The organism is Pseudooceanicola profundi (assembly GCF_050897955.1).
In the GTDB taxonomy this organism is placed as follows: Bacteria; Pseudomonadota; Alphaproteobacteria; order Rhodobacterales; family Rhodobacteraceae; genus Pseudooceanicola.
On record NZ_JBPAXZ010000003.1, the window covers coordinates 128,547 to 152,988 of the forward strand.

General features: G+C 65.6%; 24 protein-coding genes. 12 read left to right on the forward strand and 12 right to left on the reverse strand.

What is annotated here, in order from left to right; all coding sequences use genetic code 11:
- The first annotated feature begins 1 nt into the window (after position 1).
- Positions 2-1,168 (forward strand): mandelate racemase/muconate lactonizing enzyme family protein, encoded by a 1,167-nt coding sequence (locus tag ACRARG_RS18435; RefSeq protein ID WP_432691689.1) that lies wholly within the window; start codon positions 2-4, stop codon positions 1,166-1,168.
- Between the two features lie 36 nt (positions 1,169-1,204).
- Here ACRARG_RS18435 and ACRARG_RS18440 read toward each other — a convergent pair whose 3' ends face one another.
- Positions 1,205-1,780, reverse strand: coding sequence for an amino acid synthesis family protein (locus ACRARG_RS18440; protein ID WP_432691690.1), 576 nt, complete (start codon positions 1,778-1,780; stop codon positions 1,205-1,207).
- Positions 1,770-3,152 carry an amidase family protein gene (locus ACRARG_RS18445; RefSeq protein WP_432691691.1) on the reverse strand — a complete coding sequence of 461 codons (1,383 nt, stop codon included), beginning with the start codon at positions 3,150-3,152 and terminating at the stop codon, positions 1,770-1,772. The genes ACRARG_RS18440 and ACRARG_RS18445 overlap by 11 nt, the downstream gene beginning before the upstream one ends.
- A gap of 99 nt (positions 3,153-3,251) precedes the next feature.
- Here ACRARG_RS18445 and ACRARG_RS18450 point away from each other — a divergent pair, with 99 nt between their 5' ends.
- The 8 genes from ACRARG_RS18450 to ACRARG_RS18485 all read left to right on the forward strand — a co-directional run bounded on the left by ACRARG_RS18450 (position 3,252) and on the right by ACRARG_RS18485 (position 10,692).
- Positions 3,252-4,070, forward strand: coding sequence for a FadR/GntR family transcriptional regulator (locus ACRARG_RS18450; protein ID WP_432691692.1), 819 nt, complete (start codon positions 3,252-3,254; stop codon positions 4,068-4,070).
- A 4-nt stretch (positions 4,071-4,074) separates the two neighbouring features.
- Entirely contained in the window at positions 4,075-4,974 is a 900-nt protein-coding gene (locus ACRARG_RS18455; RefSeq protein WP_432691693.1) for a branched-chain amino acid ABC transporter permease, read from the forward strand.
- A gap of 4 nt (positions 4,975-4,978) precedes the next feature.
- The gene (locus ACRARG_RS18460) at positions 4,979-5,995 is read left to right on the forward strand and encodes a branched-chain amino acid ABC transporter permease (protein WP_432691694.1); all 1,017 of its coding nucleotides are present in this window, start codon (positions 4,979-4,981) and stop codon (positions 5,993-5,995) included.
- Positions 5,992-6,720 carry an ATP-binding cassette domain-containing protein gene (locus ACRARG_RS18465; protein WP_432691695.1) on the forward strand — a complete coding sequence of 243 codons (729 nt, stop codon included), beginning with the start codon at positions 5,992-5,994 and terminating at the stop codon, positions 6,718-6,720. Before ACRARG_RS18460 ends, ACRARG_RS18465 begins: the two co-directional genes overlap by 4 nt.
- Complete coding sequence (locus tag ACRARG_RS18470) at positions 6,707-7,399, forward strand: ABC transporter ATP-binding protein (protein WP_432691696.1); 693 nt, start codon at positions 6,707-6,709, stop codon at positions 7,397-7,399. Before ACRARG_RS18465 ends, ACRARG_RS18470 begins: the two co-directional genes overlap by 14 nt.
- A gap of 155 nt (positions 7,400-7,554) precedes the next feature.
- A complete protein-coding gene (locus tag ACRARG_RS18475; RefSeq protein ID WP_432691697.1) occupies positions 7,555-8,730 on the forward strand; it encodes an ABC transporter substrate-binding protein in 1,176 nt (391 codons plus the stop codon).
- Positions 8,727-10,136 (forward strand): amidase family protein, encoded by a 1,410-nt coding sequence (locus ACRARG_RS18480; RefSeq protein ID WP_432691698.1) that lies wholly within the window; start codon positions 8,727-8,729, stop codon positions 10,134-10,136. The genes ACRARG_RS18475 and ACRARG_RS18480 overlap by 4 nt, the downstream gene beginning before the upstream one ends.
- Complete coding sequence (locus tag ACRARG_RS18485) at positions 10,129-10,692, forward strand: amino acid synthesis family protein (protein WP_432691699.1); 564 nt, start codon at positions 10,129-10,131, stop codon at positions 10,690-10,692. Before ACRARG_RS18480 ends, ACRARG_RS18485 begins: the two co-directional genes overlap by 8 nt.
- 54 nt (positions 10,693-10,746) lie before the next feature.
- On the opposite strand, the gene ACRARG_RS18490 is transcribed toward ACRARG_RS18485, so the two are convergent.
- From ACRARG_RS18490 to ACRARG_RS18535, 10 genes are all read right to left on the reverse strand, one after another.
- The gene (locus ACRARG_RS18490; RefSeq protein ID WP_432691700.1) at positions 10,747-11,421 is read right to left on the reverse strand and encodes a DUF1028 domain-containing protein; all 675 of its coding nucleotides are present in this window, start codon (positions 11,419-11,421) and stop codon (positions 10,747-10,749) included.
- 51 nt (positions 11,422-11,472) lie between these two features.
- The gene (locus tag ACRARG_RS18495; protein ID WP_432691701.1) at positions 11,473-11,886 is read right to left on the reverse strand and encodes a RidA family protein; all 414 of its coding nucleotides are present in this window, start codon (positions 11,884-11,886) and stop codon (positions 11,473-11,475) included.
- A gap of 12 nt (positions 11,887-11,898) precedes the next feature.
- Positions 11,899-13,140, reverse strand: a complete 1,242-nt coding sequence (locus ACRARG_RS18500) for a flavin-containing monooxygenase (protein WP_432691702.1) — start codon at positions 13,138-13,140, stop codon at positions 11,899-11,901.
- A complete protein-coding gene (locus tag ACRARG_RS18505; RefSeq protein WP_432691703.1) occupies positions 13,140-14,495 on the reverse strand; it encodes an aminotransferase class III-fold pyridoxal phosphate-dependent enzyme in 1,356 nt (451 codons plus the stop codon). The genes ACRARG_RS18500 and ACRARG_RS18505 overlap by 1 nt, the downstream gene beginning before the upstream one ends.
- An 11-nt stretch (positions 14,496-14,506) precedes the next feature.
- Positions 14,507-15,532 carry a histone deacetylase family protein gene (locus ACRARG_RS18510; protein WP_432691704.1) on the reverse strand — a complete coding sequence of 342 codons (1,026 nt, stop codon included), beginning with the start codon at positions 15,530-15,532 and terminating at the stop codon, positions 14,507-14,509.
- The gene (locus ACRARG_RS18515) at positions 15,529-16,296 is read right to left on the reverse strand and encodes a carbon-nitrogen hydrolase family protein (protein WP_432691705.1); all 768 of its coding nucleotides are present in this window, start codon (positions 16,294-16,296) and stop codon (positions 15,529-15,531) included. The genes ACRARG_RS18510 and ACRARG_RS18515 overlap by 4 nt, the downstream gene beginning before the upstream one ends.
- A gap of 2 nt (positions 16,297-16,298) precedes the next feature.
- Positions 16,299-17,324 (reverse strand): extracellular solute-binding protein, encoded by a 1,026-nt coding sequence (locus tag ACRARG_RS18520; RefSeq protein ID WP_432691706.1) that lies wholly within the window; start codon positions 17,322-17,324, stop codon positions 16,299-16,301.
- Between the two features lie 20 nt (positions 17,325-17,344).
- Positions 17,345-18,151, reverse strand: coding sequence for an ABC transporter permease (locus ACRARG_RS18525; protein ID WP_432691707.1), 807 nt, complete (start codon positions 18,149-18,151; stop codon positions 17,345-17,347).
- Between the two features lie 330 nt (positions 18,152-18,481).
- Complete coding sequence (locus tag ACRARG_RS18530) at positions 18,482-19,402, reverse strand: ABC transporter permease (RefSeq protein WP_432691708.1); 921 nt, start codon at positions 19,400-19,402, stop codon at positions 18,482-18,484.
- Positions 19,402-20,466, reverse strand: coding sequence for an ABC transporter ATP-binding protein (locus tag ACRARG_RS18535; protein WP_432691709.1), 1,065 nt, complete (start codon positions 20,464-20,466; stop codon positions 19,402-19,404). The genes ACRARG_RS18530 and ACRARG_RS18535 overlap by 1 nt, the downstream gene beginning before the upstream one ends.
- A gap of 86 nt (positions 20,467-20,552) precedes the next feature.
- On the opposite strand from ACRARG_RS18535, the gene ACRARG_RS18540 reads away from it, so the two are divergent.
- The 3 genes from ACRARG_RS18540 (at position 20,553) to ACRARG_RS18550 (ending at position 24,424) form a co-directional block, all read left to right on the forward strand.
- Positions 20,553-21,344 carry a helix-turn-helix transcriptional regulator gene (locus ACRARG_RS18540; RefSeq protein WP_432691710.1) on the forward strand — a complete coding sequence of 264 codons (792 nt, stop codon included), beginning with the start codon at positions 20,553-20,555 and terminating at the stop codon, positions 21,342-21,344.
- Between the two features lie 204 nt (positions 21,345-21,548).
- Positions 21,549-23,189 carry a flavin monoamine oxidase family protein gene (locus ACRARG_RS18545; protein ID WP_432691711.1) on the forward strand — a complete coding sequence of 547 codons (1,641 nt, stop codon included), beginning with the start codon at positions 21,549-21,551 and terminating at the stop codon, positions 23,187-23,189.
- 179 nt (positions 23,190-23,368) lie between these two features.
- Positions 23,369-24,424, forward strand: coding sequence for an NAD(P)H-dependent flavin oxidoreductase (locus ACRARG_RS18550; protein ID WP_432691712.1), 1,056 nt, complete (start codon positions 23,369-23,371; stop codon positions 24,422-24,424).
- Positions 24,425-24,442 lie beyond the last annotated feature (18 nt).

Genomic DNA, 24,442 nt, shown 5'->3' on the forward strand with positions numbered 1-24,442 from the left:
CATGTCCACAGCACAGATTATGCCGGGTGACTTCCTGCGCGATTCCGAGATCGTGTCGATCGACATGATCCCGCTGCGCTGCACCCCCTATGGCGGTGCGGCCACCGGCAGCGCCCGGGAGATGGGTGGCCAGCGCGGCACCACGCTGCTGCGGCTCAAGACCCGCGGCGGGGTCGAGGGGCTGGGCGAATGCTTTGGCATGCCCGCCGCCAGCATGGCCTATCTCGACCTGATCCGGGAGGCCTATATCGGGCGTCCGCTGACCGATCATCCCGCGATCTGGCGCTATATGGTGAACAAGTTCTACCATGTGCGCGGGTCCAGCCAGCTGGCCGCCGCCGTCAGCGGCGTCGATATCGCGCTGCATGACGCCTGGGCCAAAATGCTGGGCATGCCGCTTTACCGGATGCTGGGCGGCGAGGCGCGGACATCGGTCACACTCTATGCCTCGGGCGGGCTGTTCAACGAAGAGGGTGCGCCGGATCTGCGCGCCCAGCTTGAGCGCGTGGCAGGCTCCTTCATCGGCTACAAGATCAAAATCGGCCGCGACCCGCGCGAAGATGCCGAACGCGCCCGTCTGGCGCGCAGCATCATCGGCCCCGACGCCCGGCTGATGATCGATATGAACGGCAGCTATTCGGCGGATGATGCGCTCTGGTCGCTGCAGCATCTGCAGGACTGCGACCCCTGGTGGGTCGAAGAACCCGTCGCGCCCGAAAACCTCGACGGCTACCGCAGGCTGGCGCAGACCTGCCGGCTGCGCATCGCCTCCGGCGAGGTCGCGATCATGGGGCATGAGTTCAAGGCGCTGGCAGAGACCGGAGGCGTCGATGTACTGATGCCCGATCTCAACCTCTGCGGCGGCTTCCTTGAAGGGCGGATCATCGCGGATTACGCGCAGCTATCGGGGCTCAACCTCTCGCCACATGTCTGGGGCGGGGCGATTGCCCAGATCGCGGCGGCGCATTTCACCGCCTCCCTGCCGCGCCATCCGCATTACGCCTGTTCCGACATGATGGTGGAATATGACATCACCCGGAACCCGCTGCGCGACGATATCTTGACAGAACCGCTGACGATCTCGGACGGATGCCTGATGATGCCGGAGGGGCCCGGCCTGGGTGTCGATATCGACCCTGACGCCCTGAAACACCTCATCGCGGAGTGACCGCGCCGCGTGATTGGCCGCCATGGGCCCGAGACCTCAAACCTCGGGCCAGTGTGCCTCGGGACGGTGATCGCCAACCCTGAAATTCGGCCGGCCGCCCGTTGTCAGGACCAGAATAATCGCAAGCTCGTCCTGCGCCGGCCCATCCGTCATGGTCAAATGCATCGCATCCCAGTGCTCAGGCGACCAGGCATCGTGGATATGTCCCAGCGGCACGGTAATTTCCGCGCCCGGCGCGCAGACCCGTTTCGTGGCGGGCATGAGCGAGGAGGACGGCAGGACCGCGCGCAGGCCCGGAACAAAGCCGACATGCAGGATCGCGGCGGCATGTTCCAGCTCTCCGCCAAGGCCGACGAGAACCGCCTTGCCGTAGCTCTGGATCGCCCCGGTGCCAAGGTTCTGGCAGCCGATCCGGGTCAGTTCGGTGCCGGCCGTTTTGCCAAGCGTCCGCAGCGCCGCAAGGTCCTGATCCCATCCCCCGGCGCAAGGGTTCGGCAGGATGGCCGCAACAGCAAGGCGGCGCAGCGGCGGGTCGACCGGCCGTCCCGCGTCCCGCAGGCAGGTGTCTTCGGTCACGGTGATACGGCGCGGGGACCAGTCCTCAGAAGACATGCGGCGCCTCCGGCATGACGGGCAGACGGGCTTCCAGCCAGTCGCAGACATCCAGCACGAGCGCATCGCTGAACCGCGGGCCGATGATCTGAACACCGATGGGCAGCCCGGCGGAGGTGAGGCCCGCAGGGATGCTGGCGGCGGGAAAGCCGGTATGATTGCTCCATTGTGTGAAGCCGGGGCGCGGGCGACCGGGTCCGTCGATCTCCGGCGCGACGGTTGCCGTGACCGGGGCGATCAGGATGTCATGGTCGCTGAAAAAACGGTTGGCGGCATGGCCGATCTCACCCCGCGCGATGATCGCCTCCACCACATGGTCGCGGGTTATGGTCGCGCCCAGATCGGCCAGCTCGGTCAGGGTTGGGTCGACCGCATCGCGTGCTTCGGCTGACATTTTCGACAGCACCCGATAGCAGAAAGAGCTCCAGAGAACGCCGTGCAGCTGCGTGGCCTCCGCCACAAGCGGCGGATTGGCCTCCGTCAGCTGGGCCCCCCCGTCGGAGAGGAGGTCGGCGACATGACGGACGGTGGCCGCAATGTCCGGCTCCACCTGATCCGGCAGGCCAAGCTGCGGGCTGAGCGCGATCCGCAGGCCCGTGACGCCGCGCTCCGGCATGCGCCGCCCCTCTGCCCCTTCGGGCAGGGCGAACCAGTCCGCCACATCGGGGCGGGCGAGCGCCTCCATCAGCAGGCGGGCATCGGCGACGCAGCGGGTCATCGGGCCGACATGGCTGAGCATGGCAAACGGCCCGCGCGGGTGATGCGGTACCCGGCCGAAACTGGGTTTGAGGCCAAAGAGGCCGGTCCAGGCGCAGGGCACGCGGATCGACCCGCCGCCATCCGTCCCGATCGCCGCCGCACCGATGCCGCCCGCCATGGCCGCCGAGGCGCCGCCGCTGGAGCCGCCCGGCGTCCGCGTCAGGTCCCAGGGGTTACGGGTAATGCCGGTCAGCGGGCTGTCGGTGGTGATCTTATGGGCGAATTCCGGCAGCGTGGTCTTGCCGAAGATCACCGCGCCCGCCTCTCTCAGCCTTGCCACGCTTGGGCTGTCGAATGTGTCCGGGGCGTCGGGCGTGGAGCGCGATCCGTAGCGCGACGGCATGCCCATGGCATGGATATTGTCCTTGATCGAGATTGGCATTCCGTCCAGCGGCCCGATTTCAGCCCCGCGCGCCCAGCGATCTGCCGATTGCTGCGCCGCCTCCTCCGCCGACGGGTCAAAGGCGGTGAAGGCATTCAGGACCGGTTGGGAGGCATTTGCCTGCGCCATGGTACGCGCCAGCGCGGCGACCGGGCTGTCAGACCCATCGCGAAACCCATTGGTCAGGGCCGTAATTCCGGGGGTGCGGGCTGAAGGTGTGGGCAGATCCATCTTAATCGTCCTCGTCCTGAGTTTATTTATGATCATAATTTGACAAACTGATAATCGGTCCATCAAATAAATCAACGATTCGTGACACAGAGGCTCCAGATGACCGAAGACAGCCAGATCCTGACCGCAAGCTCGCTGCGCCACCGCAAGCGCGGCGACCTCGTCGTCGGCGAAATCAAGGCCTGGATCAGCGACCGCGCGCTGTCGCCCGGCGACCGCCTGCCCAAGGAGGCGGAGCTGCAGGAGATCTTCGGCGTCTCCCGCGGGGTGATCCGCGAGGCGCTGAAGGTGCTGGAGGTGCAGGGGCTGGTGACGCTTTCAACCGGACCCAAGGGCGGGGCGCGGCTGGAAGTGCCGCCCTTCGACCGGACCTTCCGCTTTGTGCAGAACTACCTCTTCTTTCAGGGGCTCAGCGTGGCGGACATCTATGAACAGCGCCTGCTGATCGAGCCGGAGCTGGCGGCCGGGGCCGTGCCATATCTGACGGAAGACAATTTTGCGATGATGGAGCGCTCGATCGAATTGAGCGCCACCGATGCCGCCCCCGACAGCGAGGAAGCGATGCGCAGCCGTCAGGAGGATCTGAACTTCCATGATGTCTTTGCACGGTCCAACCCCAATTCCATGCTCAGCTTCACCGGTCAGATGATCAACGAAACGCTGCGCACCGTGGTGGAGATCAGCTGGGCGGAATCAGCGGAACATTACGGCGAATTCGGCCGCTCCAACGCCGAGGCGCACCGGCGGATCCTCAGTGCCTGCCGCGCGGGCGACCGCGATCAGGTGCGCGACGAGATGCGGCTGCACATCCTTGAGGTGCGTGATTTCGTCCTCAACCGTATGAATGCCGAGATCCGCAGCGAACTGCTGGACGATGACGGCATGCATGTCCGCGTCAATATCGGCCGGCGGAGGTAACCCGATGCAGGATTTCGTGACCTTCACGCTGAATGCGCTGACCTATATCGGCATCCTGTCGATCATCGCGCTAGGCCTCGCCGTGGTCTTTGGCCTGATGGATATCGTGAACATGGCGCATGGCGAGTTCATGACCATCGGCGCCTATACCCTGTCCTTCGTGCAGGCGCTGCTGGGGTTTGGCAACGGGCCGCTGGCCTGGTGGATCTGCCTGTTTCTGGCGCCGCTGGTGGGGGCAGGTTTTGGTCTGATCCTGGAATATGTGGTGATCCGGCGGCTCTATACCCGACTGCTGGACACGATCCTTGCCACCTTTGCGGTCAGCCTGATCATCCAGAAGAGCATCGACCTGATCTTTGGCGTGCAGCCGCAGATCATCACGGCACCACTGCAAGGGACTGTGCCCGTGCTGGGTGTCGAATATCCGGCCTATCGTCTGCTGGTGCTGGGGATTTCGGCGCTGGTGATCGTGATCTGCCTTGTCGGGCTGGCGCGGACACGGTTCGGCACTGATCTGCGCGCGGTAATCCAGAACCCGACCATGGCCGAGGCGCTTGGGGTAAACGCGAAACGCGTCAACCAGATGGCCTTTGCGGGAGGCTCGGCGCTCGCCGCGCTGGCGGGGGTTCTGGTGGCGCCGCTCGCCTCTGTGGAGGCGCATCTGGGCATCTTCTACCTCGGCAAGGCCTTCCTTGCCGTGATCCTTGGCGGGATCGGGTCGATCCTTGGCGCGATTGCCGGGTCGGCGGCCATCGGCGGGGCGGAGACGCTGCTGAACTATCAGGTCGATCCCTCCTTCGCCTCCGCGATCGTGCTGGCGGGTGCCATTGTCCTGATCCGGCTGCGCCCGCGTGGCCTCGTGCCGGGCTTTTCGGCCGCACGTCAGCTTCTGGGAAAGGGGTAAGCCTGTGACCGATATTCCTTCAACGGCAGAGGCCACCGACCGCGCACCGGTCGCGCACCGGCTGAAGCTCTACTTCCGTCAGCCGCCCCTGCGCCGCGCCGAATGGCCTTTTCTGTCGGGCGTATTGCTTCTGGCGGCGGGGCTGGCGGTGATCCCGGGCCTTGCCTCGGACTACTGGCTGTCGACGGCACGGGACGCGCTTATCATGGCGATCTTCGCGCTGGCCATCGACCTGATCTGGGGCAAGGCGGGCATCCTGACGCTTGGTCCGACCGTTTTCTTCGGGCTGGGCGCATATGGCATGGCGATCATGACCGTGATGCACGGGGCGTCCCCCTTCGTCGGAATGGCAATGGGCATGGCAGCTGCCGCAGCGCTGGCTGCCGTTGTCGGCGGCCTGCTGATCTATGCCGGGGTCCGGCTACACAATTTTGCCATTGCCACCATGGCGCTCCTGCTGATCGTGGCGCAACTGGCCACCGCGTGGTCCGGCCTGACCGGCGGTGATGTCGGCATCCTCGGTGTTCCGCCGCTGGTGCCGGCGCTCTGGGACGTGACACTGTCCTACTACGTCCACCTTGCCCTGATGCTCATGGTGATGCTCGGGCTCTGGCTGCTGACACGGGGCGGCTACGGCCGTCTTCTGTCCGGCATCTTCATGAATGAAACACGGGCGCGCAATTTCGGCTATGCAACGGACTTCCACCTGACCGTGGTCTTCACCGCCGGCGGCGCACTGGCGGGGTTTGCCGGGGCGCTTTTCGCCGCGGCCAGCGGGGTCATCGCGCCCGACATCTTCTCCCCGCTGATGTCGACCATGGCGATCATCTGGGTCGCGGTCGGCGGGCGCGGCACCCTGCTGGGCCCGGTGATCGGGGCGATCGGGCTGAACCTGGCGCAGAACGAGCTCTCCTCGATCTCCGTCAGCCTCTGGCCGCTGATCCTTGGGGTCATCTTCCTGGCCATGGTTCTGTTCATGCCCGGTGGCCTGCAGAGCCTTGTACGGAAGGTGCCGACATGAGTTTGCTAAGTATTACCGGGCTGCACCGGCACTATGGTGGTGTGCGCGCCGTCGATGGGGTGGACATGTCGCTGGACGCGGGCGAACTGGCCTGCATCATCGGCCCGAACGGCGCGGGGAAAAGCACCTTGATGGGGCTGTTGTCCGGCGCGATGCCCCCGACCGGCGGGACCGTGCGCTTTGCCGGGCAGGAGATGACCGGGCGGCGGACACATGAATTTGCCCGCGCCGGGATCCTGCGGAAATTCCAGGGCGGCAATGTCTTCCAGTGGATGAGTGTGCGGGACAACCTGCTGACGGCGGGGATGGAGACAGCGGCGGTCCATGGCCGAGCCATGCCCGATCCCGACGAGGTGCTGGAAACGATCAAGCTGGTGCCGCAGGCCGAACTGAACGCCACCGGGCTCAGCCATGGACAGCGGCAATGGCTTGAGGTCGGCATGATCCTGATGTGCGCGCCCCGCCTGCTGCTGCTGGACGAGCCTGCTGCGGGGATGACGGCGGTCGGCACCAGCGACATGGCCGATCTGATCCTGCGGCTCAGGGCGCGCCACGCGATCATCGTGATCGAACATGACATGGGCTTTGTCGAACGGCTGGGCTGCCGGACGCTGGTGATGCATCAGGGCCGGGTGATCGGCGAAGGCGCCTATGACGACCTGCGCCGCGACGAAACCGTCCGCGATGTCTATCTGGGGAGGGCGCTGGCCGATGCTGCGGATTGAGGGGCTGACGGCGGGTTATGGCTTTGGCCCGGTGCTGCGCGACGTATCGCTTGATGTGGCCGAGGGCGAACGGCTGGTGATCGCGGGGCGCAATGCCTCGGGCAAGTCGACACTGATCAAGTCAATCGTCGGGCTGCTGCCCGAGGTGACCGGGCAGATGGAGCTGGATGGCAAGAGCCTTCTGGGCCTGCCCGCGCACCGGCGTGCCCGGCGCGGCGTCGCCTATGTGCCGCAGGGCCGGGGCATCTTCCCGGAGCTCAGCGTGCGCGAAAACCTAGAGATCGGGACGCGCGCAGGCACAAGCGGCACGATCCCGGCGGAGGTCTTCGACTACTTCCCCATCCTGCGCGACCGGATCGACCAGCCGGGCGGCACGATGTCGGGCGGCGAACAGCAGCAGCTGGCCATTGCCCGTGCGCTCTGCGGGCGGCCACGGCTGCTGCTGATGGACGAACCGTCAGATGGCATCCAGCCCTCGGTCCTCGAGATGCTGGGCGCGCTGATCCCCCGTATCGTGGCCGAGCGCAGGCTGGCCCTGATTTTGGTCGAGCAGAACCTCGACTTCGCCCTGTCCATCGCGGGCCGCTGCATCGTGATGGACAGGGGCGAGGTCATTCACAGAGGCGCGACAGAAGACCTCGCCAATCCGGAAACGGCCGCCCGTTTTCTGGCGATCTGAGAACGACCGGGCCAGGGCGCGTGAAGACGCCCGGCCCGGTGATCCCCCCGCCGGGTATTGCCGGAGGGGGTCCACCCACCGGCACGGATCGGCTTCGCCCGTTTTGACGGGGCGGGACCGGCATGCCTGCCGCAACCGAAGACAGGGAATAATAGATGACGAACAAACTGAACCGAAGACATGTGCTGAGCGGCCTCGCCGCCGGGGCAGCTGCACTGGCCATGCCACGCCTGAGCCGGGCGAACGATCCGGTGAAGATCGGGGTGCTGACGCCGATTTCCGCCGCGCTGGCCTTTGTCGGCCAGACCAACCGCAACTGCGCGGAACTGGCGCTGAAACACCTTAATGAAAAGGGCGGAATTCTTGGCCGTCCGGTTGAAATGGTGGTCGAGGACACGCAGATGTCGACCAAGACCGCCGTCGAAAAGGCCCGCAAGTTGGCCGGGCGCGACGGCGTGTCGGTGCTGACGGGGATGGTCCTGCCCTCCGAACGCGAAGCGGCCCTGTCCATCGCGGAGCCGACCGGGACGCTCGTCCTGCATTGCAACAATGACGAGGGGCGCTGCCATCCGAACCTGATTACCTCGGGCCTCGCCACGAACCAGCTGGTCGATCCGGTCGGCAAATGGGTGGGCGAGCATCAGGGCAAGACGATGTTCGTCGTCTCCTCCGACCTCGGCTCCTACCGCGACATCTTCGTGCCGCGCCTGAAGGAGGCCTATGAGGCCGCGGGCGGCAAGGTGGTGGAGGTCCAATATTTCCCCTTCGGCACCCGGGATTACGCGCCCGTCCTGCAACAGATCCGATCAGCCGCGCCAGAGCTTGTCTGGCACAGCATCGGCGACGATCCGATCACCTTCGTCAAGCAGTTCAGCGATTTCGGCACCGGGGCCAAGCTGGCCACGGCTTTGACCCACGAATCCATCGCCGCCGCGACGCAGGGCGGGTCCGTGGGCACGCTGGGATGCGGCAACTACTACATGTCCATCGACACGCCGGAGAATGCCGCCTTCATCGACGCCTATAGCGCCGATTACGCCACGTTTACCGAACGCCGGGTACGCAGCAAGGTGCCGATCCTGCCCTTCGGCGAGGCGACCTATACCGGCCTCATGGCCTATGCCGCAGCGGCAGAGATCGCCGGCACGCTGGAGATCGACGCGGTGCGGGAGGCCTATGCCAGCGTCGATTTCGCCGCGCCACGTGGTCGGGTCACTTTCGACACGGCGGCCAGCCATATCGTCTCTCCGGCCTTTGTCGGTGAATGCATGGAGGATAACTCCTTCAATATCCTTGAAACTCTGGGACCGGCAACGCCGATTTGCACATGACCAATCTTCATGATCTGGATGCGGCCGCGCTTGCCGCCGCCTTTGCGGATGGGTCGGCCACGCCGGTCGATGCGCTGGATGCCGTTCTGGCCCGTTGCGAGGCGGTCAATCCGGCGGTGAATGCGGTCTGTGCCCTGGATATCCCCGGGGCGCGCGCGGCGGCAGAGGCCTCTGCCCTGCGCTGGTCCGGGCGCGCGCCGCGCGGTCCGCTCGACGGTATCCCGGTGACGGTCAAGGACCTGACGCCCGCGCGTGGTATGCCGCTGCGGCTGGGCACGCCGGGGTCCTCGCCCGAACCGCTGGAGTTTGACGCCCCTGCCGTCGCGCGTCTGCGCGAGGCGGGCGCGGTGATCTTTGCCAAGACGACGACCTCCGAATTCGGGGTGCAGATCGTCACGGAAACCGCCCTGACCGGGCTGACCCGCAACCCCTGGAACCTGTCGCACCATGCGGGCGGCAGTTCGGGCGGCGCGGGGGCCGCAGTGGCCGCCGGCATCGGCCCGCTGGCGCTGGCGACCGACGGGGGCGGGTCGATCCGCATCCCATCCGGCTGGTGCGGCGTGGTGGGCTTCAAACCCTCGTTCAAACGGGTGCCCACGGGCGGCGGCGAGGGGTTCGGATCGCTCGCCAATACCGGGCCGATTGCCCGGACTGTCAGGGACGCCGCCGCGATGCTGAACGTCATGGCGCAGCGCCCCGAAATCGACTGGCAGGGGATGGAGACGGCAGCGACCGACTACACCGCCAATCTCACCGGCGGGCTTGCCGGTCTGCGCATCGCCTTTTCGCCCGATCTCGGCATCTGCGAGGTCGATCCGCAGGTCGCGGCCCGGCTGGTCGACGCCGTGGCACTGCTGCGGGCGCAGGGCGCGGAGGTCGAGGAGATCGCCGTGCCGCCGATGGAGGGGTATGTCTCTCCCGAAGGCTATTCGATCCATGGCATCCAGTGGATCTGCGCCCTGCAACGCAGCCTGTCGCGCCTGCCCCCCGCCATGCTGGACCAGGTGGCACCCGAGATCCGCAAGCTGGCGGCAATCGCCGATGACATCCCGCTCAGCGTCTACACGGACGCACTCGCCACCCGCGAAAGAATGGCGCAGGAGATGCATATGCTGGTCGGGCGTTATGACGCGCTGGTGCTGCCGACCTTCCATGTGCCCGCCCCGCCCGCGCCCGGCATGCCAGCCTCGATCCAGGGGACGCCGCCGCTGACCTCCTGGGCCAATCAGACGATGCAGCCCGCGCTGTCGGTGCCCTGTGGCCTCACCGATGCCGGGCTGCCGGTCGGGCTTCAGATTGTCGCCCGTCGCTATGCGGATGCGATGGTCCTGCGGATCGGCGCGGGGTATGAGGCGGCGCGCGGGCGTTTCCCCGCCCCGGTCATTGCGGATGCGGTCGATGCCTGAGTTGTCGATCCGGTCTTACCTGTCGCAGACCGAGATCATCCATGCCGAAGCGGGGCAGCCGGTGATGCCTCCGCTGGTGCGGGTGGTCGTCGGGGCGGTGATCGCCACCCCCTACCCGGGTGCCCTTCCCGGGGATCTGGGCCCGCTGGCCGAGATCGGGGCAGAGCTGGGGACAGAGCTGACCCGGCGCGCGCTTGGCCTGATGCGCCTCATCGGCGGACCCGGGACAGACCCGCAGGGCTATGGCAAAGCAGCCCTGATAGGCACGAATGGCGAACTAGAACTCGGTGCTGCCATCCTTCACCCGCGGTTCGGTGCCAGCGTCCGGGCCCTGATACCCGGCGCGACCGAGATCATGCCATCGACACAAAAACGTGGCCAGCCGGGCACGTCCATCGACATCCCGCTGCATGGCCTCTCCGACATGTGGTCCTTCGACCACTTTGATGCCGCGACCTTTGTGGCGCCGGATGCCCCCCTGCCGGATGAGGGTCTCATCCTGATCGCGCTGGCATCGGGCGGGCGGCCGCGGGCGCGAACCAGGCCGGTTACATAGGGGTGCCGCCGTACCCGGGCAGGCGGTGGACGATCCCCCGCCCCGGAGCCGTGTCTAGCTGTCCCCCGGAACGCCGTAGGACGGGGCGCCGGCAGGATTTTTCGCCCGGGTGACATAATCGCCGGCCTGCGGGCGATAGATCTCCCATGCCGCCGCGACCTGCGCCACCGGATCCCCGGTGGTCCAGTCGCAGCGCAGATCGACATAGGGCCAGGCCTCCGTGTCGACGACAAGCAGACCGGCGGAATGCACCGGCCCGGCCTCTCCGCCCGCCGCAAGCCCGGCCTTCAGCGCCGCGATCAGCCGGTCACCCAGATCACCCTGCGCCGCCTCGAACCCCGCGATAATGGCCGCAGGAACCCCGATATCGGCCAGCATATTGCCACCCGATGCGCAGTCACGCCCCGTGGCCGAGGTCCAGAGGCCAAGCGCCCGCGCCCCCGAATGCACCGACACCCCGCCTGTCGCATCCACCGCCAGCAGCTGCCGGAAGTCGGGATAGTCCTCTTCCGCGATGGCCTCCGCCACGGCAGTGTCAGCCCCCTGCCCCGCCTCCATACGGCTGAGTACGGACGGCCCGAGCATCGGGTTGGTCACGTTCTGGCTGGCCACCGCGCCCACCCCGGAACGGGCAAAAGCGCAGCGCGCCGCCACCGCCGGAGAGGAGGAGGATATGGCGACCCCGAACTGGCCGGTGCTGGCACAACGGGCAACGATGGAAAAGGTCATGGGCTCTCCTTCCGGCCGCTCAGTCAGGGTTCAGTCCGGAATCGTTCGGGGTCAATCCGGGATCACAAAGGTCGCGTCGATCTCGACCAGCCAGTCGGGCCGGGCCAGCGCGGTGACCACAACGCCCGTCGACACCGGATAGACATCACGGATGTACTCGCCCATCACGCGATAGACCGCCTCCCGGTGGCGCACATCGGTCAGGTAGACGACGACCTTGCACAGATGCTCCATGCTGCCGCCGGCCTCCCCGATCAGCTGCTTGATATTCTGCATCACCTTATGCGCCTGTTCGGTCGGGTCGTGGCTGGCGATATTCTCCGCCGTGTCCAGATCCTGCGGACATTGCCCGCGCAGAAAGACCGTGGCCCCCCGCGCCACCACCGCCTGGCAGAGGTCATTGTCGAGCTTCTGTTCCGGATAGGTGTCGCGGGTGTTGAACTTGCGGATACGGGTATGGGCCATGGCAGGATCCGATCAGGACTGTGCGTTGAATTCAAGATAGGCGCGGCGCTTGAGGATATGATCGCGGATATAGCTCGCATCATGCCAGACGCCGAAGATGAACGAAGACGCCCGCCGCGTCAGCCAGGGCAGGCCCAGGAAATAGATGCCCGGCTCTTCCGAGATACCGCGCAGCTGGCGCGGCTGCCCCTCGGCATCGACGGCATCGGTCTTCATCCAGCTGTAGTCGAACGTGTAGCCGGTCGCCCAGAGTATCGTGCGCACCCCCGCCGCCGCGAGGTCGAGATCGAGGATCGGGTTCACCACGCAATCCGGATCAGGGGCAATCACCCGCGCCTCCGGCTCCTCGGGCATGTCGAGCCCGTTGCGCCGCACATAGGCATCGGCAGCGTCCAGCACGGCCAGATAGCTGCGATCCCCCGCCGCCATATTCTCCGGCAAGTCGGGGGCAAAGGTCATGTGGCCACCCTCAAAGCCCTCGGCCCGGCCAACCAGCGTGACGCCCCGCTGGACCAGATCGCGGAAGTCCACCGTATGGCCGCCCCGCGCCCCGCTGACGGCAATCGTCACATGTTCCACCCCCGGCGTGCGCTCCGCATCCCAGCGGTTCAGCACCCCCAGCCACCAGCAGCAGTCCTGCCCGCGATAGGCGCGCGGCGGGCGGCCATGCGGCCCGACCGACAGAAAGGTCTTGCGCCCCGAGGCCGCCAGCTCCGCCGCGATCTGCACGCCCGATGACCCGGCCCCCACAACCAGCACGCCGCCCTCGGGCAGCTGGTCCGGGTTGCGGTAATCGGCGGAATGCATCTGCATGATACCGGCGCTTTCGGGGACCAGCTGCGGGATCACCGGCACCTGGAACGGGCCGGTCGCCACGACGACATATTCGGCCTCTACAGGGCCCACCGTCGTCTCTGCCAGAAAGCCGTGCCGCCCCTCCAGCCGGGTCAGGCCGGTCACCTCGACGCCCGTACGCACCGGCGCGTCGATCTTCTCCGCATAGGCCTGAAAGTAATCCGCGACCTCTTCCTTGCCGGGAAAGACCTCTGGCGGGCAGCTGAATTCCAGCCCCGGAAACCGGTCATGCCAGGCCGGACCGTTCGCCACCAGCGAATCCCAGCGGCCCGAGCGCCAGCGTTCCGCCACCCTGCCCTTCTCCAGCACCAGATGCGCCACGCCGGCGGCACCCAGATGCTCGCTCATCGCGATGCCGGCCTGCCCGCCGCCGATCACCAGAACTTCGGTCTTTTCCATCAAAGCCCCTCCTGAACCTCCGCGATGCTCTCGCGCAGAATATCGGCGGTCCGGCCGATCAATACATCATCCATCACCAGCGTCGGCGACAGGATCAGGATATTGCCCAAAGGCCGGGCGATCAGCCCGCGTTTCTGCGCCGCGCGGGCAACCTTGAGGCCGACCATCTCCTCCGGCGCGAAGCCTTCCTTGGTCTCGCGGTTGCGAACAAATTCGATGCCCATCATGAAATGACTGCCGCGCACCTCGCCTACCATCTCCAGATCGGCCAGCGCGCGCAGCTTGCCCTCGAAGGTCTTGCCGGTGGTGCGCACCTGTTCCGGCAGGAACTCCCGCTCCATCAGCGCGATATTGGCCAGACCCGCCGCCGCAGCCGCCGGATGGCCGGAATAGGTCATGCCGTGGAAGAACATGCCCCCGGGGCCGGAGATCACCTCGTGGATCTCATCCGACATGATCGTCGCCGACAGCGGCTGGTAGCCCGAGGTCAGCCCCTTGGCCGTGTTGATGATATCCGGCTCCACCCCGAACACGTCCTTGGAGGCAAAGAAATGCCCCAGCCGCCCGAATGCCGTGACCACCTCGTCCGTCACATATTTGATGTCATGCGCCCGGCAGATCGCCGCCATCCGCTGATGATAGCCCTCCGGCGGCACGATGACGCCGCCCGCGCCCATGATCGGCTCCGCCACCATACAGGCGATGGTCTCTGCCCCGTAATGGTGGATCGTATCCCTCAGATCCTGTTCCAGCGCGTCGAGGAATTCCGCCTCCGTCATCCCCGCGCCCTCCCGCCAATGATGCGGGCAGCGCAGGTGATGCACGATCTCGCCGGCATTGTCCCAGCCTTCGGAATAGCCCGGCGTCGTCATCGTGATCGCAAGATGGGTGGATCCATGGTAGGCCCCGTGCCGCGACAGGATGCGCTTCTTCTTCGGCTGGCCCAGCCGGTTGTAATAGTGATGCAGGATGCGGATCGCCGTTTCGTTCGCAACCGACCCGGAATTGCCGAAATGCACCTTGTTCAGCGATCCGGGCGCCAGCTCTGCCAGCTTGGTGGCCAGCGCGGCGGCGGCGGGATGGGTGAAGTTGTAAAACGTCGAATAGAAATCCAGCGTCTGCAGCTGTTCGGTGATCGCGTCGATGATCTCCCGCCGACCGTGACCGACGTTCACGCACCACAGCCCCCCGATCCCGTCGATCAGCCGGTTGCCGTCGCTGTCGGTCACATAGGCCCCGTCGGCGGCCACGATCGCGGTGCGGTTGCCCTGCTGTTTCAGCAGGTCCAGATCGGCCCAGCTCTGCACCAGGTGGCTGTCATCGCGGAGGATCTCCGCCGTTGTCATCTTGGTCATCTCTCTCTCCCTTACCCTTCGAACCCCTGAAGAACGTTCACCGTGTTCAGCCCGATCTCGTCGATGTCATACCCGCCTTCCATCACGAAAAGCGTCGGCAGGTTCAGCCCGGCGATATCGCTGCCATAGGTGGTGAAATCCGGCGAGGTCAGCTTGAAGAAACTGATCGGATCGGTCTCGAACGTGTCCACGCCCAGCGACACGATCAGCATGTCGGGCGCGTAATCCGCGATCTGCTGCAAGGCCGCCGCCAGCGCCTTGCGCCAGGTGGCAAAGGTGGTGCCGGGCGGCATCGGGTAGTTGATCGTATACCCCTCGCCCGCGCCCTTGCCGGTCTCGTCGGCATAGCCCAGAAAATGCGGAAAGGCATCCTCCGGCGCGCCGTGCAGAGAAATGAAGAGCACATCATCCCGGTCGTAGAAGATATCCTGCGTCCCGTTGCCATGATGGAAATCCACATCGAGGATCGCGACCCGTTTCGCCCCCTGCCCCAGCATCCACTGCGCCGCCACCGCCGCATTGTTGATGAAGCAATAGCCGCCATACATGTCATAGGCCGCGTGATGCCCCGGCGGACGGCAGAGCGCAAAGGCCGCCCTCTCCCCGCCCAGCACCAGATCCGCCGCCGTCAGCGCCACCTGGGCAGAGGCATAGGCCGCGCCCCAGGTCCCCTCGGTGATCGAGGTCTCCGTCGCCAGCGCGTAATAGCCCAGCTTGCCGTCAATGTGGTTGGGGCAGCGCTGCTGCATCCGCCGCGCGGGCCAGCAGGTCGCGATCGCCTCGCCCTTATATCCTTCGGCCACCCATTCCTGCCAGGCGCCTTGCAGAAACCTCATCAGCCCGGCGTCATGGATTGCCAGAATGGGGTCCATCCCGTGATCTTCGGGCGGCAGCACCGGCCCCAGATCGACGGCCTTCAGACGGTCGAAGATATAGCGCGCCCGGCTGGGCCGCTCAAAAGGTTCGACCAGCTGCCCGCCGTAAAGCTCGGTCCTGGCCTGCCGCAGCAGATGGTCCTCGGAAAAGACGGTCTTCATCTGGGTATCTCCCGGTAGTCGTCCAGTTGTGTCGGCCGCAGCGACGGGTCGACGGGCTGCGAGATATCAGCGATCAGCAGCGCTTCGGATGTCCCGGCTGCGGCCAGCGCCCGCGCATCCGGCCCGCAGATCAGCGACAGCCCGCCATAGCGCAGCCCCTCTTCCTCGCCACAGAAATTGGCATAGGCGATGGTCACCCCCATCTCTGCCGCCCGCGCGGGGACAAAGGCGGTGGAGACATGGCCAAACCCCGCCGGATTCGCCGTCGGCACGAGGATCAGCTGCGCCCCCTGCCCCGCCAGCGCCTTCACATGACCAGCAAATTCGACGTCATAGCAGATCATCAGCGCGGCCTTCACGCCCTCGAAGTCAAAGACACAATAATCCGACCCGGGCGCAAAGCTCGCCTTCTCCATCGGGCCGAATAGCTGCACCTTTCGGTAATGGCCACATACGGTACCGTATGCATCGAAACAGGTGGCTGCGTTATAGACGACCTCCCCGTCCCGTTCGGCCCAACCCAGCGTCACGCCGCAGCCGGCCTCCCGCGCGATCTCTGCCACGCGGGTGCACCAGTCCCCGCCCAGCGGCTGAGCCAGCGCCCCGTGCAAATCCGGCCGGTTGTAGCCCGGCAGGAAAAGCTCCGGAAAGACGATCATCCGCGCGCCTGCCAGCGCCGCCGCCTGCGTCATGGCGCGAAGGCGGGCCAGACCCGCCTCCGCATCCCCGCCCACCGGCGGCCCCTGATAAAGCGCGAGCTTCATCGTCACTTCTTCAGATTGGTCCAGATCGCGTCATACATGACCTGCACCTCCTGCGGGCAGGCCTCCACGAAGACGCCCTTGACGTCCGCAGGCGGGTTCGACTCCGGCGAATTCGCCACCTCGGGGTCGAGGAATTCCGCCACACCCTTCACGCCCGCCGTGTACTGGGCATAGTTGGTGACCGCCGCCGCATTCTCCGGCTCCAGCAGGAAGTTCATGAACTTCAAGGCGTTGTCGCGGTTCGGCGCATCCTTCAGCAGCACGACATTGTCCATCCAGACGATCATGCCCTCCTTGGGGAAGACATACTCAATCGGCGCGCCCTCGCCCCGGGCCTTGGCCGAAAAGCCGGACCAGATCATGCCCGCCGCCGCATCGCCCGACACCAGCACATCCTTGGCCACGTCCGACCCGAAGGAGGCCCAGTCCGCCTTGGCCCCCTGCACCACCTCGTTCAGCTTCTTCAGCTGCTCCTTGTCCGACGAACACTGCGGGATCCCGGCATAGAGCGACGCCAGCGTCAGCGTCTCCCCCGAGGTATCCAGCACGTTGATCTTGCCCTTCAGCTCTTCCGGCGGGCTGAAGATCAGGCCAAGGCTGTCGAGCGGCCCGTCATAGACCTCCTTATTCACCGAAAAGGAGGTGGAGCCCCACTGGTAGGGAATGGACGACTTCCGCCCCGGGTCGAAATCCACATCGACCCACTGCTCTTCGATATTGCCGAAATTCGACAGCTCGGAGGGCTCGAACGTGTCCAGCATCCCCTCGTCGCCCATGATCTTGACCATGTAATCGCCCGGCACGGCCACGTCGAATTCGCCCAGACGCCCGGCCTTCAGCGAGGCCAGCAGCGCCTCGTTGCTGTCGAAGGTGTCCATCGTCACCTCGACATCATATTCAGCCGCGAACTTGTCCAGCAGCTCCTGCGGGATGTATTCGAACCAGTGGTAGATCTTCAGCTCGCCTTCGGCGGCGGCAGCAGTGGCGAGGCTCAGCGCCAGCGCGGTGGTGGTCATGAAGGTTTTCATCGTGGATACTCCGCTGTTGATTATCGTTTTGCCTGCCCCGCCCGCCCGATCAGCCAGGAGAGCGTGACAAAGACCACCGAGACGCCCAGAAGCAGCGTCGAAATGGCCATGATATTGGGCTTGATGCCCTGTTTGACCGATCCGAAGATCGCGGTTGGCAGGGTCTCGATCCCCGCGCCCTTGACGAAATTCGTGATCAGGAAATCGTCGAGGGAAATGATGAAGGCCAGCAGGAAGCCCGACAGGATCCCCGGCACCATAAGCGGCAGCAGGATCAGCCGGAACGCCTCCCACGGCGTCGCGTAAAGGTCCATCGCCGCCTGTTCGTACATATCGGGCACCGATTGCATCCGGGCCGAGATCGGCATGTAGGCAAAGGGGATGCAGAAGACGAGATGGGCGAGGAAGATCGTCATCAGCCCGGTCCTGAACCCGATGGTGATGAAAAAGATCAGCGAGGCGACGGCGGTCACGATCTCCGGCACCATCAGCGGCAGGTTGATCAGCGCAAGGCTCATCACCTTGCCCCGGAACCGGCCCGCACGGTGCATGGCCACGGCGGCGGCGGTGGCGATGATCGTGGCACAGGTCGCGGCGCCGATGGCGATGACAAAGGAATTCGTCGCGGCGGCTCGGAATTTCGGCGCCTCCACCCCGGTGAAGACATCCGCATACCATTGCAGCGAAAATCCCCCCCAGCGGGTGATGGAGGTCGAGGCGTTGAAGCTGTAGATCGCCACGATCACCAGCGGCGCGTAGAGGATGAAGAGGCAGACATACGTTACCGTACGGAACCCGGTGAACCGGCGGAGGTCGGGCTTGGCCATCACGCGGTCCTCCGTCTGTCAGAAACGCAGAGGGCCGCGCCCGACCCTGAGGTGAGAGGCGACCCGGAAACGCTCCAGTGGAGCGTTTCCGCCTCGAACGCGCGAAGCGCCGGGGAGCGGTCGTCATGGGCACGGAGGGCCGCGCCCGAGCCTGGGAGGGCGCCCCGCTCCGCCTGTGGTCTGCGCTTTATCTCAAAAGAAATGGACGACGGCTTTCTGATGACTGACATCAACATGCGCCCTCCCGGGGGAGGCTCGGGCGCGGTCCGGGGCTGGTCGCCCCGCGCCAGGGACGAGCGGAGACCGGGCGTGTCAGACGAACCACAGCCATCACCGCCCTCCCCTCGCCTGCCCGCGCGCATGGATCAGCAGCACGCCCATGACGATGGACATCAGGATCATCGCCGCCGCCGCGCCAAAGGGCCAGTTCCCGGCCGCGCCCTTGAATTGCTCCTCGATCAGCGACCCGATCATAAAGGTCTTGGCCCCGCCCAGCAGGTCCGGCGCCAGAAACGCCCCCAAAGACGGCACGAAAACGAGGATACAGCCCGCCACGATCCCCGGCTTCACCACCGGCAGGATCACCAGCCGCAGCGTCGTCCAGTTGTCGGAATAGAGGTCCGCCGCCGCTTCGGACAGTGAGAAATCATAGCGCTCCACCGCCGCATAGATCGGCAGCACCATGAACGGCAGGTAGGAATAGAACAGCCCGATCTGCACCGCGAAATTGGTGTTCACCAGCGACAGCGGCTCTCCGATCACGCCCAGCCACAGCAGAAACTCGTTCAGCGGCCCGGTATCGCGGATCAGGAACTTCATCGACACGGTGCGGATCAGCAGGTTCACCCAGTAGGGTATGGTGATCAGCAACAGCCAGGTCGCCCGCCGCGACGCATCCCGCGTGGCAATGAACCAGGCGGTCGGAAAGCCAATCAGCAGGCAAAGCACCGTCGCCACCCCGGCCTGCCAGATCGACCGCCAGAAGATGCCGATATAAGTCCATTCGATGCGGGGCGGCTCATCGCCAAAAAGGCCCCGGTTCAGGAAGAACTGGTCATAGGCGGCCAGCGTCGGCTCCCAGATCACGCCGCCCCGGAACTCCTTGGTCAGGAAGGAATAGACCGCCATCAGCAGCACTGGCAGGACAAGGAAAATGCCGATGAATATCCAGGCGGGGGCCAGCATCCGGGGCCCGTTGCCCCGGTAGATCTCCGACCCCGTGCTGCCGGGCTGTGGCACGCCGCCCGCCATCAGTCGGCCAGCAGACGGGCAGAATCCGCCGCCAGCCCCAAGGTGATGGCCGCGCCCACCTCCGGGATTGCCGCGCCGGAGGCATTCTGCATCCGCACCATCACCGGCGCGCCATCGGCGAGCCGCGCGGTAAACTGGATATCGGTGCCAAGGTAGGTGTGATCGGTCACCACGCCGCCCAGCAGCCCGCCCGCCATCGGCGCGATCCGTTCCGGCCGGACCGAGACATGGCCGCGCCCCGTCCCCGCGCCCTCTGCGGCCGGGACGGACAGAACCGCACCGCCGGGCAGCACGACCTCTGCCATTCCGCCTGTGACAGAGCGGACCTCGACCCCCAGCAGGTTCGTCTCCCCGATGAAATCGGCGACAAAGCGGTTGACCGGGGCCTCGTAAATCTCCCGCGGGGCGCCGACCTGCTGCACCCGGCCTTCGGACATGACGGCGATGCGGTCCGACATGGTCAGCGCCTCTTCCTGATCATGGGTGACAAAGACAAAGGCGATGCCGGTCTCCCGCTGGATCTGCTTCAGCTCCACCCGCACGGCCTGCCGCAGTTTCAGGTCCAGCGCCGACAGCGGCTCGTCCAGCAGCAGCACCTCCGGCCCCGGCGCGAGGGCCCGCGCCAGCGCCACCCGCTGCTGCTGCCCGCCCGAGAGCTGCGCCGGAAGACGCCGCGCGAAATCGCCCAGCCGGACCAGCTCCAGCACCTGTTTGGCACGGCCCTCCGCATCCCTCTGGGTCCAGCCGCGTCGGCGCAGGCCAAAGCTCACGTTCTCCAGCACGGTCATATGGGGGAAGAGCGCATATTGCTGGAAGACCGTGTTCACCGGCCGCTTGTGCGGCGGCAGCGGCGCGATGTCGGACCCGTTCAGCCGGATCGCGCCTTCGGTCACATCCTCGAACCCCGCGATGCAGCGCAGGAGCGTGGTCTTGCCGCAGCCCGACGGGCCCAGCAGGGTAAAGAACTCCCCCTGCCCCACGCCCATCGACACGCCATGCAACGCGGTGACAGAACCATAGCGCTTCACCACGTGGTCGATCTCTACGGCAATGTCCTGCGGCATCTGCCCCCCTTGCGGCATACCCCCGAATTCATGGAATAATGCTAGGTATCGCCGAATGAGGGGGTATATACCCCCAAGGGGGTATGATGCTGCCACTTCCCAACCATGCCGAGGCCCAGCTTGGCACCGCGATCACCGCCCTTGGGAGCGACGGATTTGCCCGCGCGCTCTATGACTGGCTGGACCGCAGCATGGAGATCGACAACACCACGATGTGCGCCTATTTCCAGTCGCGTAGGCCGGAAATCCTGTTCTGTCAGGCGCGCATCCCCACCGTGCATGAAAAGATAGATACTGATTATGTTTCAGGGGCTTACCTGCTCGACCCCTTTCACGAACTGCATGTGGCACGGGTACCTGCCGGGCTCTACCGGCTGCGCGATTTCGCGCCCGACCAGTTCCAGCGGAACGAGTATTTCGCGAGCTATTATCGCCGCACCACCCTGATCGACGAGATCGCCTATGTCGCCTATCCGGCGGACGGGGTGTCGGTGCATGTCTGCCTCGGGCGGGACGCCAGTTCCGGCCGGGTCTTTTCGCCCCGCGACCTGGAAACCGCCCAGAGATTGAGCAGCATCGCCTGCGGGCTGATTGCCAAACACTGGTCCGGCCTGTCATCATCGGGCGATTACACGGATGCGGCGCTGGTCGATCATCTCCGGCAGCGGCTGGAGGCCCGGCATGGAATCGCGCTCAGCCATCGTCAGGCAGAGGTGGCGCTGCTGATCCTGCGTGGCCACAGCTCCGTCTCCATCGGGCTCCGGCTTGAGATCAGCCCGCAGACGGTAAAGGTCTTCCGCAAGCAGCTCTACCGGAAATGCGCCATCTCCTCCCAGGCAGAGCTCTTCACTCTGGTGATGCCGCTTCTGACGGAGTAATGCGGCGCAGGCACGACCAGGCTGGCCGGCCACGGCCCGGCAGCGAGGTGCCGGTTCCCGCCTCACCGGTTCGCAAACCCGCTGATCTCAGCGCGACTTTTGCAACGAATTGTCCGGGTCGGCCGGCCCCGGATATTGAGCCCGCGCGCCCGGCGGTCCAAGGTTCCGGTCATTCAGACGATCCGAAACAGGAGCACACGTCACATGTCCCTTACCGCCTTCGGACCGGACTTTCCCTTTGCCTATGTCGATTGGCTGACCCACAGGAACGGAATCGGGTCACTTCCGACGGATCAGCTGGGCACACGTGTTGCGATTATCGGGGCAGGCGCTGCGGGGATCATCGGGGCGTTTGAACTTATGAAACTGGGCCTGCACCCTGTCATCTACGAAGCAGGCACCTTTGGCGGGCGACTGAAGACGCAGGTTTTCGATGGCACCGACGACATCATCGCGGAACTCGGCGGCATGCGCTTCCCTCTGTCGTCCGAAGCCTTTTTTCACTACGTCGGGCTTGTTGGCTGCGAAAGCACACCCTTCCCAAATCCGCTGACAGACGCAGCCGGGTCTACCGTGATCGACCTAGAGGGTGAGACGATGTTCGCCCGGTGCCTGGACGATCTGCCGCCACTCTACCGCGACGTGGCGCAGGCCTATCAGGCCGCACTGGAACAGGGCGCAGGATTTTCGCAGCTCCAGGAAGCTATGCGGACCCGCGATGTCACCCGCATCAAAGAGCTCTGGGATCCCCTTGTCGCGGCGTGGGACGAACGGACGTTTTACGATTTCGTGGCCTCCTCGGACGCCTTCCGCAACCTGACGTTCCGCCACCGGGAAGTCTTTGGCCAGGTCGGGTTCGGCACCGGCGGATGGGACAGCGATTTCCCGAATTCGATGCTCGAAATTCTGCGGGTGAACCTCTGCGGCCTTGATGACAACCAGCATATGATCACCGGTGGCGTCGGCCAGGTGCTGCGGCGGTTGTGGAAGATGCCGGCGGCCTGCACTCACTGGCCCGCGGGCACCACACTGGAAAGCCTGAATGACGGCGCAACCCGCAGCCGCGCCGTTGCCATCGCGCGTGACACCGGCGGGCGGCTGGCAGTCACGGACCGGTGGAACCGGACCGATCTTTATGACGCCGTGATGGTGACCTGTCAGAGCCACCTTCTGACCACCTCGATCGACACGGATGAGAGCCTCTTCGATCAGAAGCTCTGGATGGCGCTGGACCGGACGCGATACATGCAGGCCGCAAAAACCTTTGTCATGGTGGATCGCCCCTTCTGGAAAGATATCGACCCCGAGACCGGACGGCCTCTCATGTCCATGACGCTGACCGACCGGATCACCCGGGGAACCTATCTTTTTGATAACGGGCCGGACAGACCGGCGGTGATCTGCCTGTCCTATGCCTGGATGACCGATGCGCTGAAGGTCCTGCCCTATGGGTCCGAAAAGCGGGTCGAACTGGCTTTGTCTGCGCTTCAGAAGATATATCCGACGGTCGATATCGCCAGCCATATCCGCGGCAACCCGATCTGCGTCAGCTGGGAAAGCGATGCGAATTTTCTGGGCGCGTTCAAGGGCGCTCTGCCCGGCCACTACCGGTACAACCGGCGCATGTTCGGGCATTTCATGCAGGACGGGCTGCAGCCGCATCAGCGGGGCCTTTTCCTCGCGGGTGACAGTATCAGTTGGACCCCGGCCTGGGTCGAGGGCGCGGTCCAGACCAGCCTCAATGCCGTCTGGGGGATCCTCAAGCATCTGGGCGGACAGGGCGCAGCCGGTAATCCCGGGCCCGGCGAGCTGTATCCGCATATCGGCCCGGTCAGCCTGCATTGAACCGAAGGACCCGCCGGGCAATGGCGGTCCGGCGGGTCCCCGCACCTGCGCCGGGCCAACCCCGGCATGACCAAAACTGCGCGGCCCGGCCAGTTACCTGTTGACGGGTCGGGATATCATGGGCTCCGTTGCCGGGCAGATACCTGCCCCGGCACAGCTGCCCCGAAAGGACCCGACCGATGGATTTTCTCAGCACCCTTGGCCTTTCCGTTCCGGTCATTCAGGCGCCGATGGCCGGGGTTTCGACACCCGAACTTGCCGCGGCCGTCTCCAATTCCGGCGCGCTCGGGTCGATCGGCATCGGCGCCACCGATACCGAAGGCGCCCGCAGCATGATCACGGATCTGCGCGCCCGGACCACGGCCCCATTCAACGTCAATGTCTTTGTTCATGCCGACCCGACGCCGGACGATGCAATCTCCGCCGCGTGGTGCGAGGCGCTGCGGCCCCTCTTCGGCACCTACGGCGCCACACCCCCCGATGCACTGCATGTCATCTACAAAAGCTTTGCGGGTAACGAACCCCTGATCCGTCTGCTGGTCCATCTCGCCCCGCCGGTGGTGAGCTTTCATTTCGGCCTGCCGGATCAGGACACGATAGAGGCGCTCAGACAGGCGGGATGCCTGCTGCTGCTGACGGCCACCAACCTGGAGGAGGCACGGGCCGCGGAACGGGCCGGGATGACCGCCATTGTCGCTCAGGGCTATGAGGCCGGCGGGCATCGCGGCATGTTCGACCCCTCGGCCCGCGACGAACGGCTGCCAACCGCCGCATTGACCCGCCAGCTGGTGCTGGAAACCGCGCTCCCCGTGATTGCCGCCGGCGGGATCATGGATGGGGCGGGCATCCGCGCGGCGCTGGACCTTGGTGCGGTGGCGGCACAACTTGGCACCGCCTTTGTCGCCTGTCCGGAAAGCGCCGCGGACGCCGGATATCGCGCCGCACTGGGCCGCGCGGCGCAGACCGGGACGGTCATGACGGACCGACTGTCGGGCCGGCCGGCCAGATGTCTGGTCAATCGCATGACCAGCTGGGCCGACAGTCACACAGCGATCCCCGCACCGCCCTACCCCATAGCCTATGACGCGGCCAAGGCGCTGAATGCGGCGGCCAAAGCCGCGGGCGAATATGGCTTCGGGGCGCAATGGGCCGGACAGGCCGCCGCCCGGATACGACCCATGCCCGCCGCCGATCTGGTGGCTCTGCTGCGCTCAGAGCTGGCCGCGGCGTCGTAGCCGGCCCCGCCTTTTCAC

Bases quoted from the DNA above. Each gene is read 5' to 3' on its own strand.
- ACRARG_RS18465 (WP_432691695.1), top strand. From the start codon at position 5,992: ATGAGTTTGCTAAGTATTACCGGGCTGCACCGGCACTATGGTGGTGTG.
- ACRARG_RS18520 (WP_432691706.1), bottom strand. From the start codon at position 17,324: ATGAAAACCTTCATGACCACCACCGCGCTGGCGCTGAGCCTCGCCACT.
- ACRARG_RS18515 (WP_432691705.1), bottom strand. From the start codon at position 16,296: ATGAAGCTCGCGCTTTATCAGGGGCCGCCGGTGGGCGGGGATGCGGAG.
- ACRARG_RS18530 (WP_432691708.1), bottom strand. From the start codon at position 19,402: ATGGCGGGCGGCGTGCCACAGCCCGGCAGCACGGGGTCGGAGATCTAC.
- ACRARG_RS18510 (WP_432691704.1), bottom strand. From the start codon at position 15,532: ATGAAGACCGTCTTTTCCGAGGACCATCTGCTGCGGCAGGCCAGGACC.
- ACRARG_RS18470 (WP_432691696.1), top strand. From the start codon at position 6,707: ATGCTGCGGATTGAGGGGCTGACGGCGGGTTATGGCTTTGGCCCGGTG.
- ACRARG_RS18490 (WP_432691700.1), bottom strand. From the start codon at position 11,421: ATGACCTTTTCCATCGTTGCCCGTTGTGCCAGCACCGGCCAGTTCGGG.
- ACRARG_RS18485 (WP_432691699.1), top strand. From the start codon at position 10,129: ATGCCTGAGTTGTCGATCCGGTCTTACCTGTCGCAGACCGAGATCATC.
- ACRARG_RS18500 (WP_432691702.1), bottom strand. From the start codon at position 13,140: ATGGAAAAGACCGAAGTTCTGGTGATCGGCGGCGGGCAGGCCGGCATC.
- ACRARG_RS18455 (WP_432691693.1), top strand. From the start codon at position 4,075: ATGCAGGATTTCGTGACCTTCACGCTGAATGCGCTGACCTATATCGGC.
- ACRARG_RS18545 (WP_432691711.1), top strand. From the start codon at position 21,549: ATGTCCCTTACCGCCTTCGGACCGGACTTTCCCTTTGCCTATGTCGAT.
- ACRARG_RS18525 (WP_432691707.1), bottom strand. From the start codon at position 18,151: ATGGCCAAGCCCGACCTCCGCCGGTTCACCGGGTTCCGTACGGTAACG.
- ACRARG_RS18505 (WP_432691703.1), bottom strand. From the start codon at position 14,495: ATGACCAAGATGACAACGGCGGAGATCCTCCGCGATGACAGCCACCTG.
- ACRARG_RS18550 (WP_432691712.1), top strand. From the start codon at position 23,369: ATGGATTTTCTCAGCACCCTTGGCCTTTCCGTTCCGGTCATTCAGGCG.
- ACRARG_RS18435 (WP_432691689.1), top strand. From the start codon at position 2: ATGTCCACAGCACAGATTATGCCGGGTGACTTCCTGCGCGATTCCGAG.
- ACRARG_RS18495 (WP_432691701.1), bottom strand. From the start codon at position 11,886: ATGGCCCATACCCGTATCCGCAAGTTCAACACCCGCGACACCTATCCG.
- ACRARG_RS18480 (WP_432691698.1), top strand. From the start codon at position 8,727: ATGACCAATCTTCATGATCTGGATGCGGCCGCGCTTGCCGCCGCCTTT.
- ACRARG_RS18540 (WP_432691710.1), top strand. From the start codon at position 20,553: ATGCTGCCACTTCCCAACCATGCCGAGGCCCAGCTTGGCACCGCGATC.
- ACRARG_RS18475 (WP_432691697.1), top strand. From the start codon at position 7,555: ATGACGAACAAACTGAACCGAAGACATGTGCTGAGCGGCCTCGCCGCC.
- ACRARG_RS18535 (WP_432691709.1), bottom strand. From the start codon at position 20,466: ATGCCGCAGGACATTGCCGTAGAGATCGACCACGTGGTGAAGCGCTAT.
- ACRARG_RS18445 (WP_432691691.1), bottom strand. From the start codon at position 3,152: ATGGATCTGCCCACACCTTCAGCCCGCACCCCCGGAATTACGGCCCTG.
- ACRARG_RS18440 (WP_432691690.1), bottom strand. From the start codon at position 1,780: ATGTCTTCTGAGGACTGGTCCCCGCGCCGTATCACCGTGACCGAAGAC.
- ACRARG_RS18450 (WP_432691692.1), top strand. From the start codon at position 3,252: ATGACCGAAGACAGCCAGATCCTGACCGCAAGCTCGCTGCGCCACCGC.